Annotated in this window: 13 protein-coding genes; 10 read left to right on the top strand and 3 right to left on the bottom strand. The window is 69.8% G+C overall.

Annotated elements, in window-relative coordinates:
• Positions 1-204 precede the first annotated feature (204 nt).
• Positions 205-1,353 (top strand): hypothetical protein, encoded by a 1,149-nt coding sequence (locus tag ETD86_RS47670; RefSeq protein WP_138673238.1) that lies wholly within the window; start codon positions 205-207, stop codon positions 1,351-1,353.
• Between the two features lie 61 nt (positions 1,354-1,414).
• Here the strand turns inward: ETD86_RS47670 and ETD86_RS47665 are convergent, their stop codons facing one another.
• From ETD86_RS47665 to mca, 3 genes are all read right to left on the bottom strand, one after another.
• Positions 1,415-1,702 carry a GNAT family N-acetyltransferase gene (locus ETD86_RS47665; protein ID WP_138673236.1) on the bottom strand — a complete coding sequence of 96 codons (288 nt, stop codon included), beginning with the start codon at positions 1,700-1,702 and terminating at the stop codon, positions 1,415-1,417.
• A complete protein-coding gene (locus ETD86_RS56170) occupies positions 1,703-1,867 on the bottom strand; it encodes a hypothetical protein (RefSeq protein ID WP_170223668.1) in 165 nt (54 codons plus the stop codon).
• A 94-nt stretch (positions 1,868-1,961) separates the two neighbouring features.
• The gene (gene mca, locus ETD86_RS47660; protein ID WP_138673235.1) at positions 1,962-2,846 is read right to left on the bottom strand and encodes a mycothiol conjugate amidase Mca; all 885 of its coding nucleotides are present in this window, start codon (positions 2,844-2,846) and stop codon (positions 1,962-1,964) included.
• Positions 2,847-2,982: 136 nt separating this feature from the next.
• On the opposite strand from mca, the gene ETD86_RS47655 reads away from it, so the two are divergent.
• From ETD86_RS47655 to ETD86_RS47615, 9 genes are all read left to right on the top strand, one after another.
• Positions 2,983-3,402: a DUF4307 domain-containing protein gene (locus ETD86_RS47655; RefSeq protein ID WP_138673234.1), complete on the top strand. Its 420-nt coding sequence runs from the start codon at positions 2,983-2,985 to the stop codon at positions 3,400-3,402.
• 108 nt (positions 3,403-3,510) lie between these two features.
• Positions 3,511-4,011 carry a transcription elongation factor GreA gene (gene greA / locus ETD86_RS47650; protein WP_043628806.1) on the top strand — a complete coding sequence of 167 codons (501 nt, stop codon included), beginning with the start codon at positions 3,511-3,513 and terminating at the stop codon, positions 4,009-4,011.
• Between the two features lie 122 nt (positions 4,012-4,133).
• Complete coding sequence (locus ETD86_RS47645) at positions 4,134-5,282, top strand: C40 family peptidase (RefSeq protein ID WP_246149364.1); 1,149 nt, start codon at positions 4,134-4,136, stop codon at positions 5,280-5,282.
• A gap of 70 nt (positions 5,283-5,352) precedes the next feature.
• Entirely contained in the window at positions 5,353-5,874 is a 522-nt protein-coding gene (locus ETD86_RS47640) for a hypothetical protein (protein ID WP_138673232.1), read from the top strand.
• A gap of 249 nt (positions 5,875-6,123) precedes the next feature.
• The gene (locus tag ETD86_RS47635; protein WP_138673231.1) at positions 6,124-7,932 is read left to right on the top strand and encodes a phosphoenolpyruvate carboxykinase (GTP); all 1,809 of its coding nucleotides are present in this window, start codon (positions 6,124-6,126) and stop codon (positions 7,930-7,932) included.
• Between the two features lie 227 nt (positions 7,933-8,159).
• Positions 8,160-9,131: a TIGR04222 domain-containing membrane protein gene (locus ETD86_RS47630; RefSeq protein WP_138673230.1), complete on the top strand. Its 972-nt coding sequence runs from the start codon at positions 8,160-8,162 to the stop codon at positions 9,129-9,131.
• A gap of 103 nt (positions 9,132-9,234) precedes the next feature.
• Positions 9,235-10,143, top strand: coding sequence for a TIGR04222 domain-containing membrane protein (locus ETD86_RS47625; RefSeq protein ID WP_138673229.1), 909 nt, complete (start codon positions 9,235-9,237; stop codon positions 10,141-10,143).
• Between the two features lie 187 nt (positions 10,144-10,330).
• The gene (locus ETD86_RS47620; RefSeq protein WP_246149362.1) at positions 10,331-11,146 is read left to right on the top strand and encodes an MbnB/TglH/ChrH family RiPP precursor modification enzyme; all 816 of its coding nucleotides are present in this window, start codon (positions 10,331-10,333) and stop codon (positions 11,144-11,146) included.
• Positions 11,143-11,514: an SCO6045 C-terminal-like domain-containing protein gene (locus ETD86_RS47615; protein ID WP_211370761.1), complete on the top strand. Its 372-nt coding sequence runs from the start codon at positions 11,143-11,145 to the stop codon at positions 11,512-11,514. Before ETD86_RS47620 ends, ETD86_RS47615 begins: the two co-directional genes overlap by 4 nt.
• The last annotated feature ends 71 nt before the right edge of the window (positions 11,515-11,585 follow it).

The raw sequence follows: 11,585 nt of genomic DNA, 5'->3' as shown, positions 1-11,585 counted from the left end.
AGATGTTTATAAGAGACAGCCTCCTGACGTCACTCCACCGATGCCCCGGCCCGGAGGGGGTCCCGGGCCCGGCCGGCCCGCTCTCCCGGCCGCGCAGCGAGGGTGCGCCGACCGGGCGCCGGCGCGCAGCGGCTGGTCGCCGGGATCGGCGGGAGCATCGGCTGACTAGTCAGGGGAGGACGGCGTAGGTTACAGAGCGTGGATATGGACTTCGTCTGCGCCCATGCCGGCCGCCCGGCGACCGCCCTCACGCGCAGGGACATGGCCAGGGCGCTGCTCGCCGTGCCCTCGGGCGTGGCGCTGGTGGCGATGCCCGACCTGCGGCGCGCGATGATGTCGGCGGGCAACCCGCTGTCGCTCGCGTTCTGGGAGTCGGCCAAGGCGACGCTGAGCTCCATCGAGTCGGGCGTCGCCACGGTCGGCGACGTGCAACGCTGGATCGAGTCCACCGGCACCGAGCCGATCCTCATGACCCCCAGCTACTTCGTCTGGCCGGAGGAGGACGAGCGCGGGCCGGTGGCCGCGGAGATGTACGCCAAGCTCGTCGCCTACCTGGAGGAACGGGTCGCGGAGGGGGAGATCGACCCGGACGCGCTGGCGACCGGCGATCCGGCGGCCCGCAGCGCGTACGAGGAGCTGCAGGAGCACTGGCTCAGCACGCCGCTGCCCGACGGCCGGGTGCCCGGCCACGCGGTCAGCGACGAGCAGGACGAGGAGTTGTTCGCGGCGTGGGACGAGGAGGAGGCGTTCGCGCTGTCCGAGCTGCGGCGGATCGTCGGTCAGCTGCCCAAGCAGCCTGAGCTGCCCGCCGCCGAGCTGGAGGCGGCCGCGGCCCGCCTGCGTGCGCTGCTCGCGTTGCCCGGCTACCCCGCGAGTGTGCTGCGGGCCTGTGCCGGGTTCGACGTGCGGCCGATGCCGGATGACGACCGGGAGTTGTGGCTGGCGGTGGCGGCCGGCATCGCGGGGCCGATCTCCGATCTGTCGGAGAACGGGGACGTGCTGGAGGAGTTCGCGGACCTCGACGGAGAGCTGAGCGACGAGGACGCGGCGCTGGCCAACCTGTGCGCGATCCAGCACGCCGACTGGCTGGCCGGGGTGGCCGCGCTGGCCAGAATGGGGCCGGGGGTGCTGGCCTCGCCCGAGCGGATCGCGCGGCTCATCGCGGAGTCCGAGGACATAGGCATCGACGAGCAGGACAGTGACGATCTCGACGCGACCGAGGGGTTGTTCGAGTCGGTGGTCGCGCTCTGGGGTTATCTCGGCATCGTGGACGAGGACGAGGTGCTCACGCCGCTGGGCTGGTGGGGGCTGCCTCAGGCGCTGGAGCGGGCCTGGTCGCCCGCTCCCGACTGATCGCGCGAGCACAGGCCGGCCCCTTGACCGGTCACCGGCCCGGATCGCCCGTCCGGTCCGGTCACTCGCCGCTCTCGACGAGGTCCTGGAACTCGGGGTGGCGTTCGATGTACTTGCGTACGTAGGGGCAGAGCGGCACGACGCGCAGGCCGGTGTCGGCGCTGGCCTGGAGGGCGTGCCCGACCAGCTTGCTCGCCAGCCCCTGCCCCTCGTAGTCGGACAACACCTCGGTGTGCGTGAATACGATCTTGGTAGGCAGCAGGCGATAATCGGCGAACCCGGCGACCTTGCCGTCCACGAGGAGCTCGAAGCGGCTCTCCGTCGAGTTGTCGACTATTTCGATCGGCATCTACTCGGCTTTCTTGTCGTCAACGTCGCCCTCGTGCGGCACCTGGATCTTCGACATCTGCTTGTTCATCGACTTGATCAACATATACAGGGCCAGCCCAATGAGGGCAACGACGACGAAGCCCAGCAAACCCGGACTCACATCACCAGCTGCTAGAACGGTCACACATCCAGTGTGCCACCGGGAGCAGGTGGTCCCGAACCCGACGCCCAGCGCGCGGAGCGAATGAGGAGGGTGAGCGACCAGTAAGCACGTCCCCTCAGTGGCAGGCGGGGGAGACGTCCTCGGCGTGGATGCCCGCGAACAGGTCGTCCTCGGGCAGCTCGGTGTCCACCAGCGAGCGAGCCAGGTGGTAGTCCTCGGTCGGCCAGATCTCCTGCTGCAGCTCACGCGGGCAGACGAACCACCAGCTGTCGGGGTCGACCTGGGTGGCGTGCGCCTTCAGCGCCTCGTCGCGGATCTCGAAGTACTCGCCGCACGGCACCCGCGTGGTCACCGGCCACTTGGCCGGGCGGTCCTCCCAGCGGGAGATCCAGTCCGCATACGGGGAGCCGAGGCCGCGCTCGGTCATGGCCTCGTGCAGCGCCTCGAAACGCTCCTTGGTGAAGCCCATCTGGTAGTAGAGCTTCAGCGGCTGCCACGGGTCGCCGGTGCCCGGGTAGCGGTCAGGGTCCCCGGCCGCCTCGAACGCCTCGACGGACACCCGGTTGGTCATGATGTGGTCGGGGTGCGGGTAGCCGCCGTCGTCGTCGTACGTGATGATGACGTGCGGCCGGAAGTCGCGCACGGCCGCCACCAGGGGCCGGGAGGCGTCCTCCAGCTTCTGCAGGGCGAAGCAGCCCTCGGGCAGCTCCTCCTCCTCGTTCTCCGGCAGCCCGGAGTCGACGAAGCCCATGAAGCGCTGCTCGACGCCGAGGATCTCGCGCGCCCGGTCCATCTCGGCCTTACGTACTTCTGCGATGTTGGCCACAATTTCCGGCCTGTCCATCTTCGGGTTCAGCACGGATCCGCGCTCACCGCCCGTGAGCGTACAGACGAGTACTTCCGCGCCTTCGCGCACGTAACGCGCCATCGTGGCGGCGCCCTTGCTCGACTCGTCGTCGGGGTGGGCATGGACGGCCATCAGCCTCAGCGGTGCACTCACGGGCGCGATGTCTCCTCAGTCGGACCGATCACTTAGTTTGTCTGCGGGCGGTCGTGCAGGGTCAGGTCGTGCACCGGGACCCCCGCGGGCGACAATTGTCTCGGATAACGCTGAGGGAGTGCAGGGAGATTCCGCCATGGTCACCAGAGATGTCGAGGACGGGCCTGTTCTCGGCACGCCCGACGACTTGCCCGATCGTCCCCGGCGTGGCGGCAGGCTCGTCGTCCACGTCGTGATCGGCGTACTGGTGGCCATCATCGCCGGTGGCTGGGGCTACGTGATGTGGTCGATGACGGCCGGCGGCTCTGAGGCGCCGGCGCAGGTGGTGACGTTCAGCGTCGAGAGCCCGACACGGGCCGAGATCACCTTTGAGGTGTACAAGCCAGACGATAGGGTGGCCGTCTGCCGGATCAGGGCTCTGGACGTCAACCACGCGGAAGTGGGCAGCAAGGAAGTAAGAATCCCGGCTGGTGAGGGTACTAAGCAGCGCAAGGAAAGCCTCGACACCAGTGGTCAGGCCACTTCCGTGCACGTCCAGTACTGCAATCTCGTATAGTGAGACATTTGGGGAAGCGTTCGAGCGGTTAAGTTGTTAGCCTTTCGCAATTCAACCGTTGGAAACCTCAAGTGATCTCAGGGCCCCCTAGGCAAGCAAGGAGAACCCGTGGCCGACTCTCGCGATGAGAACGTCACATGGCTGACGCAGGAGGCGTACGACCGCCTTAAGGCGGAGTACGAATATCTCTCTGGCCCCGGGCGCGTCGACATCGCCAAGAAGATCGAGGCCGCCCGTGAAGAGGGCGACCTGCGTGAGAACGGCGGATATCACGCCGCCAAGGATGAGCAGGGCAAGATGGAGGCCCGCATCTTCCACCTCCGGCAGATCCTCGACAACGCCCAGGTGGGAGAGGCGCCCAAGGCCGAAGGGGTGGTAGGCCCCGGGATGACCGTGACCATCCGGTTCGTCGGCGACGACGACGAGGTCACCTTCCTGCTCGCCTCCCGTGAGGAGAGCGGGGCGCCGATCGACGTCTACTCGCCCAAGTCCCCCCTTGGTGCGGCGATCAACGGCAAGAAGATCGGGGAGAAGGCGACCTACTCCCTCCCCAACGGTCGCCAGAACACCGTCGAGATCCTCGAGGCAGTGCCGTACATCGGGAACTGACCCCCCTGGAGACCAACCGCCGGGCCCACGCTGGCCCGGCGGATTTTACGCATGGTTCCGGGATCCGGCAGGATCTCAGCTTTCTGGTCAAGTCGAGTAAGCGGCGCAACACGTACAAGCTTGTGCCGTTCATCGTGGTGGCGCTGGTCGCGGTGCTGACCGCGGACGTGCTGCTGCTCGCGCAGTCGGGCGAGCAGGCCGAGCCGGTGGCGGCCCGCCACCAGCCCGTGGCCAAGCAGCCCCAGCAGACGCTGATGGCCGAGCAGAAGCCGCAGCAGCCGGCCACGACCACGCAGCCCGTGGCGCCGTTGAAGAAGCTGCACAGGCCCAACCTGTTCGTGCTCACCCGCAAGCCGTTCACCAACGAGATGTTACGAAAGGTGGCCAAGCTGCGCGGCGTGCGCGCGCTGGAGCTGGCCGACGCGGCGTCGATCAGGCTCGACGGCAAGCGGGTGCAGACGCTCGGGATCGACCCGTCCTCGTTCCGCGCCTACACGCCCAAGGTGACCGCCTCCTCCGACGCGCTCTGGCAGAACGTGGCGGCCGGCGACGTGGCGGTCTCGTTCGTGCTGGGCACCGACGGCGGGCTCTCCCTGCACCGTCAGGTGGCGGGGCCGGCCGGTCCGCTGCGGATCGGCGCGTACGCCACCACCGGCTTCGGCGCGGTGGACGCCGTCGTGGCCAAGGAGGTCGGGCGCAGGCTCGGCCTGCCGCATGACAACGCGCTCATCGTCAGCGCCCCCGATGTGAACTCGGCCATGCTGCGCACCAAGATCCTCAAGGCGCTGCCCAAGGGCACGCAGGTCGCCATGGTCAACCCGGTCCTGCCCCAGCCCCAGACCTTGAAGCAGAATTGGCCGACCGGCTCGTTCATGTCCGGCGACCAGATCACCGTGGCGCTGAAGGCGGCCGCCTCCAAGCTGGGCCGGCCGTACGTGTGGGGGGCCGAGGGGCCCGACACGTTCGACTGCTCCGGGCTTGTCCAGTGGGCCTTCGCGCAGGCCGGGGTGCGGATGCCGCGGGTGACGCACCAGCAGTGGGTGACCGGACCGCAGGTTCCGCTGTCACAGGCGCAGCCGGGCGACCTCATCTTCTGGCGCCTCGACCCGACGAATCCGGGCTACATCTCGCATGTGGCGATTTATTGGGGTGACGGGAAGATGATCCAGGCGCCGCGCACCGGCGACGTGGTCAAGATCTCTCCGGTGCACACGCGCGGCTTCGCCGGCGTCGTCAGGGTCAGCCCCGTCGCCGCCGCCAGAGTTCGCTGACCCACTCCTTGACGCGACACCTTCCTTTCCTTTGGGTGCCTGCGCACCGCAACGATGTAATGTTGATTACATGGCAACAGACGATGTGACGGCGCAGGTTCGCGGCTGGTTCACCGGCCGGCTCCCCGAGGACTGGTTCGCCAGTGCTCCCGAGATCATCAGGGACCGTGAGGAGATCGCGGTGCTGGGCACGCTGCCCGACCCGCCCGAGGACGTGCCCGAGGCCGAACGATCCGCCCTGATCGAGGGGCTGGCCAGGAGGTTCAGGGAGGAGACGCGCGAGCGGCGCATCGAGATCGCCAGGGAGGCCGAGCGCAAGTTCCGGCAGAAGGTCTCCTGGGGCGTGGTCTGCGGGGGCGAGACCGTGATGTTCACCACACTCTCCGTGCCCGTCATGACCCGCCTGCGCCAGTCGGAGCGGCAGGTCCTGGACACGCTCGTGGCCGCCGGCGTGGCCAGGAGCCGCAGTGACGCGCTCGCCTGGTGCGTGCGCCTGGTCGGCAAGAACACCGACACGTGGCTCGACGAGCTGCGCGACGCTCTCCAGCATGTCGACAGAGTTCGCTCCGCCGGGCCCGACGTCAATTCCTGAGACCACGCAGCGGAAACGGACCGCGCAATGGACTAAACCACTTCCGAAATTGGTTTAGACCAGCGCAATTGGACTGGACCACTGTGTGTTAATTCTCTTTTAAATCCGCTCCGCCTGGGTAGGCTCCCCCAATCGTCCAGGGCCACTGCCTGCGACGACGCCCGTGCCAATAGGTCTACGCCAATTGGCGTTCCGGCCGCTTCGTCGTTAATGATGACTGGGCCCTGAGAGAGTGGAGGAGTCACCGTCGTGTCCGTTTCCGTGGAAGTACCCGCACCGACCAGCAATAGCGAATTGGCCGCGTGGGTGAACGAGATCGCAGCCCTGACCCAGCCAGACCGGATCGAGTGGTGCGACGGGTCCGAGGAGGAGTGGACGCGCCTGACCAACCTTCTCGTCGAGCAGGGGACGTTCACGCGGCTGGCCGCGCGTCCCAACAGCTTCTACGCCAAGTCCGACCCCAGCGACGTGGCCAGGGTCGAGGACCGCACGTACATCTGCTCCGAGCGGGAGGAGGACGCGGGCCCGACGAACAACTGGATCCACCCGGCCGAGATGCGCCGGACGTTCGGCCAGCTGTTCAAGGGGTGCATGCGCGGCCGGACCATGTACGTCGTGCCGTTCTGCATGGGCCCGCTGGGCGGCGAGATCTCCCAGCTCGGGGTCGAGATCACCGACTCCCCGTACGTCGCCGTCTCGATGCGGATCATGACCCGCATGGGCGACCGGGCGCTGCGCCTGATCGAAGAGCGCGACCACGCAGACTTCGTCCGATGCGTGCACTCCGTGGGCGCCCCGCTCGAACACGGCCAGGTGGACGTGCCGTGGCCGTGCAGCTCCACCAAGTACATCAGCCACTTCCCCGAGACCCGCGAGATCTGGTCCTACGGCTCCGGGTACGGCGGCAACGCGCTCCTCGGCAAGAAGTGCTACGCGCTGCGCATCGCCAGCGTCATGGCCCGTGACGAGGGCTGGCTGGCCGAGCACATGCTGATTCTCAAGCTCACGCCGCCCACCGGCGAGACCCGCTACATCGCCGCCGCCTTCCCGAGCGCCTGCGGCAAGACCAACCTCGCCATGCTCCAGCCCACGATTCCCGGCTGGAAGGTCGAGACGGTCGGTGACGACATCGCCTGGATGCGGTACGGCGACGACGGCCGCCTCTACGCGATCAACCCGGAGGCCGGCTTCTTCGGTGTCGCGCCCGGCACCGGCCAGGTCACCAACGCCAACGCGATCAGGACGCTCTGGGGCAACAGCATCTTCACCAACGTGGCGCTCACCGACGACGGCGACGTGTGGTGGGAGGGCCTGACCGACGAGCCGCCGGCGCATCTGACCGACTGGAAGGGCCGCTCGTGGACGCCGGACAGCGGCGAGCCCGCCGCCCACCCGAATGCCCGCTTCACCACCCCGGCCTCCCAGTGCCCCACCATCGCACCCGAATGGCAGGACCCCAAGGGCGTGCCCATCTCAGCCATCTTGTTCGGCGGTCGCCGCGCCACCGCCGTGCCTCTGGTAACGGAGTCGCTGAGCTGGGAGCACGGCGTCTTCCTCGGAGCCAACGTCGCCTCCGAGAAGACCGCCGCGGCCGAGGGCAAGGTCGGCGAGTTGCGCCACGACCCCTTCGCCATGTTGCCGTTCTGCGGCTACAACATGGGCGACTACTTCGGCCACTGGCTGAAGATCGGCCGTCGCGAGGGCGCCGTGCTCCCTCGGATCTACTACGTCAACTGGTTCCGCAAGAACGCCGACGGCCAGTTCATCTGGCCCGGCTACGGCGAGAACATCCGCGTGCTCAAGTGGATCGTGGACCGGCTCAACGGCGAGGCCAAGGCCGTGCCGACCCCGATCGGACTGCTGCCGTCCGAGCTCGACACCGAAGGTCTGGACCTGTCCGACGATGACCTGCGCGCGCTGCTGTCCGTCGACCGCGACATGTGGCACGAGGAGGCGGCGCTGATCCCGGCCCACTTCGACAAGTTCGGCGATCACCTGCCGAAGGAGCTGTGGGACGAGTACCAGGCCCTGCTCGACCGCCTCGGAGCGGCGCGATAGGCCGGAGAGAGCGAGGGACGAGCCAACGGAGGTCGCAGCAAGCGCGACCATCAGCGCAGAGCGGCGCGATAGGCCGGAGAGAGCGAGGGACGAGCCAACGGAGGTCGCAGCAAGCGCGACCATCAGCGCAGAGCGGGTGGCGAGGGCTGATCGAAAACCCTCTTGTGCGGTACGGCGGCGCGGTCTTTAACTGATCGGGCCGCCGTATCGCGTGAGAGGGGACCACCGTGGAATTCGTCCTGCTCGCCGCCGCGCTCGGCGTGGCGTTACTGGTCAACGCGGCCGCGCAGCGGGTCGAGCGCGAACGGCGCCGTGTCAGCGAGGCCCGGCCCAGCGGCGCCGGGCACGCCCTGTCCCACTACGAGCTGGCATACCTGTCCGGCGGCCCCCGCAGAGCCATCAACACGGCGCTGGCCGTCCTGGCGACGGCCGGCGCCGTCCGCGTGTCACGGGGGTCGCAGGTCACCCCCGTGTACGGCGCACCGCCCTCGCCCGTGCCGATCGAGCAGGCCGTGCTCGACACGCTGGCCCCCAGGCCGGGCGGCCACCGGGCGAGCGAGCTGCGGCGGGCGCTGGCCGCGCATCCGGCGCTGGCCGAGCTGGCCGCCGGGCTCGAACGGCGCGGGCTGATCGTGCCGGAGCAGGCGTTCGCCAGGGCGTGGCGGCGCAGGGACCACCTGCAGATCGTCATGACCGGAGCGGCCGGCTTCGCGGTGGGCGCGCTCGTGCTCTCCGCCGTCATCGACATGAGCGGGCCGGCGTTCGTGGCCTTGTTGTTCTTCCTCGGGATCGCCCTCTACACCGGGGCCGCCGGGCTCGCCAGGCAGCGCCGCAGCCTGCGGAACGTCGTCACCCGGGAGGGCCGCGAGGTTCTGCGCGCGGCCCGTGGCCACCACCCACGCGGCTACCGCGACCAGAGCTCGCTGGCCCTGGCGGTGGGCGTGCCCGTCGCCCTGTACGGCCTGGCCGACGCCGGCGACCAGCTGCTCTGCGACGAGTTGGCGGCCGGGGACCCGAGCGGCGACTGCGCGGGGTCCTGCGGCAGCCACGGCGGCGGCGACGGGGCGACCTTCGGCAGCGATTCCTACGGTGGCGCGGACTTCGGCGGCGGATCATCCAGCTGTGGCAGTGGCAGCTCCTCCAGCTGCGGCAGTTCGTCCGGCGGTGGGTCCAGCTGCGGCGGGGGCGGTGGCGGCTGATGGAACGGGCCCAGAACTGTATCCGCGCAGACGGAACCTTTACCTCTGCTTTATACGTCTTCCCGGTACCCAGCCCATCGGGCTGCACGGAGGGGAGGCCTGAATGGACCTGATCCTGCTGATCGTCTCGGTGGCGCTGGCGGCGCTCGCCCTCTCCACCGCCACTGCGCTCAAACGCGAACACGCCGCCGCCCGCCAGGCCGACACGGGCCCCCGCCTCCGCGAGCTCGGCCACTACGAGCTCGCCTACCTGGCGGGAGGCGCGTACCAGGTGGCGGAGACGGCCATCGCGCTGCTGGCGGGTTCGGGGGACCTGCGCGTGTCCCGCGGCGGCCGGGTGCACCAGGTGCACTCCAGCGTCGTCTCGCGCGAGCCCATCGAGGAGGCGGTCCTGGGTGTGGTCGCCTCCCGCTCGGGGCTGCCCGTGAGCGCGCTCAGGATCGAGACCACGCGGACGCTGGCCATGGACGCGCTCGACCGTCACCTCGAAGGACTGGGGCTGATCCAGGCCGACGACGCCCTCGTCCGGGCCGGCCGGCTGAGCGCCCGGCTGCGGACGCTGTCCGGGATGGCGTTCGCATTCGTGGCCGGGGCGGTGCTGGTCCTGATCCAGGGGGTGAGCCTGCTGGCGGCGCTCGCGCCGGCCCTCCTGGCCGTCACGGGGCTGATGGCGGCGATCGACGTCCGGAGGCACCGGCGCGCCGCGCGGGTCACGCTGACGCCGTCGGGACAGGAGACGCTCGACGTGGCCAGGCGGGACAACCCCCGCGGCACCGCCGAGGGGCCTGTCGCGATCGCGCTGTACGGCCTCGGCGAGGTGCGGGATCCCGACCTCCAGGTCGAGCTCACCGCGAGCACGGGCCGGCGTAGGCGCCGGGGCGGCGGCGCGTACGTGGTCGGCGCCGGAGGCTGCAGTGGAGCGGGCGGCAGCTCACCATCGAGCGGATCGAGCTGCGGAGGCGGATCGTCCAGCTGCGGCGGGGGTTGCGGTGGCGGTTGCGGCGGCAGCTGATGGCCGAGCTGGCAGGGGGGCCGAGTTGATCGGCAACAGGGCTGACATGGCCGGGGGACCACGAGGCGAGAGCGCCGCGACGGCGCCGGCAGGAGCACGGAGCGAAGGGACGGGGATGGCGGGGGCCGAGACGCGAGACGAGAGGACCGGGATGACGGGGGCTGGACTGCGTGGTGAAGGGGCGAGGATGGCGGAGCTGGGTGTGGGGATCGGCTGGCGGGCCGAGCTGGACCTGACGATCGAGCGGATGGACGGTGTCGACTTCGTCGAGGTGATCGCCGAGAACCTCAAGCCCGCCAACCTGCCCGAGTCGCTGCGCGTGCTGCGGTCCAAGGGCGTGCCGGTGATCCCGCACGGGGTGTCACTCGGCATCGGAGCGGCCGAGCCGCCGTCCCCGGCCAGGCTCGCCCACCTGGCCTCCTGCGCCGAGGCGCTGGACGCGCCGCTGGTCAGCGAGCACCTGGCCTTCGTACGGGGCGGCGGCATCGAGGCGGGCCACCTGCTGCCCGTGCCGCGTACCCGGGAATCCCTGCGGGTCATCACGGCGAACGTGCGCCGGGCCCAGGACGCGTTGCCCGTCCCCCTGGCGCTGGAGAACGTCGCGGCCATCTTCGGCTGGCCCGACGACGAGCTGACCGAGGGGCAGTTCCTCGCCGAATTGGTGGAGAGCACCGGGGTCGGACTGCTCATCGACGTGGCGAATCTCTACACCAACCAGTTCAACCTGGGCCTGTCGGCGGTGGACGCGCTCGACGCCCTCCCGCTGGAGCACCTCGCCTACGTCCACGTGGCCGGCGGGTACGAGCACCGCGGCCTCTGGCATGACACGCACACCACGGCCGCGCCCCAGCCGGTGCTCGACCTCCTCACCGAGCTGTGTGCCCGGGCCACCCCGCCGGGCGTGCTGCTGGAGTGGGACGACGAGTTCCCGAGCGACGCGGCGCTGGGGGAGGAGCTGTCCAAGATCAGGACGGCGATGTCCCTGGCCGGGGAGGTCCGGTGACGCTCGATTCGCAGGCGGGCATGACCGAGGCCCAGGCGCGGTTGGCGGAGGCTCAGGCACGGCTGGTCGCGGCTCTCGTCGCCGGGGGTGACATTCCTGACGGCTTCGACCCGGAGCGGATGCGGGCGCAGGCGGCGAGCCTGGTCGCCAAGCGGCGCGGCATCGTGACCAGGATCCGCCCTGACACCGCCCTGGCCGCCGGGCCCGACCTGGCGTCGGAGTTCGCCGCCTACGCGCGCTCGCGCACCGCGCCGCCGCCCAACTACCGCACCGACGCCGACGACTTCGCCGCCTGGCTACGCGAGCGCGGCCGGATGCCGGACCCGCCCAGCCGGAAGCCCCGCTGGTGGTCCCGACTCCTGCCATAGGCACCCACATCAAAGGCCAGGAAGTGGGAGAACGGCTGGGCGGCGCGTCCGGGTTTAGGGGACTTTCGGGG

This window comes from Nonomuraea turkmeniaca (genome assembly GCF_005889735.1).
Taxonomy (GTDB): Bacteria; Actinomycetota; Actinomycetes; order Streptosporangiales; family Streptosporangiaceae; genus Nonomuraea; species Nonomuraea turkmeniaca.
The sequence above is the reverse complement of the archived record's forward strand: the minus strand, read 5'-3'. Positions and strand labels throughout refer to the sequence as shown.

Coding starts and splice junctions, on each gene's coding strand:
- ETD86_RS47640 (WP_138673232.1), top strand. CDS start 5,353: ATGGCAACAGACGATGTGACGGCGCAGGTTCGCGGCTGGTTCACCGGC.
- ETD86_RS47670 (WP_138673238.1), top strand. CDS start 205: ATGGACTTCGTCTGCGCCCATGCCGGCCGCCCGGCGACCGCCCTCACG.
- ETD86_RS47620 (WP_246149362.1), top strand. CDS start 10,331: ATGGCGGAGCTGGGTGTGGGGATCGGCTGGCGGGCCGAGCTGGACCTG.
- ETD86_RS47625 (WP_138673229.1), top strand. CDS start 9,235: ATGGACCTGATCCTGCTGATCGTCTCGGTGGCGCTGGCGGCGCTCGCC.
- ETD86_RS47665 (WP_138673236.1), bottom strand. CDS start 1,702: ATGCCGATCGAAATAGTCGACAACTCGACGGAGAGCCGCTTCGAGCTC.
- ETD86_RS47655 (WP_138673234.1), top strand. CDS start 2,983: ATGGTCACCAGAGATGTCGAGGACGGGCCTGTTCTCGGCACGCCCGAC.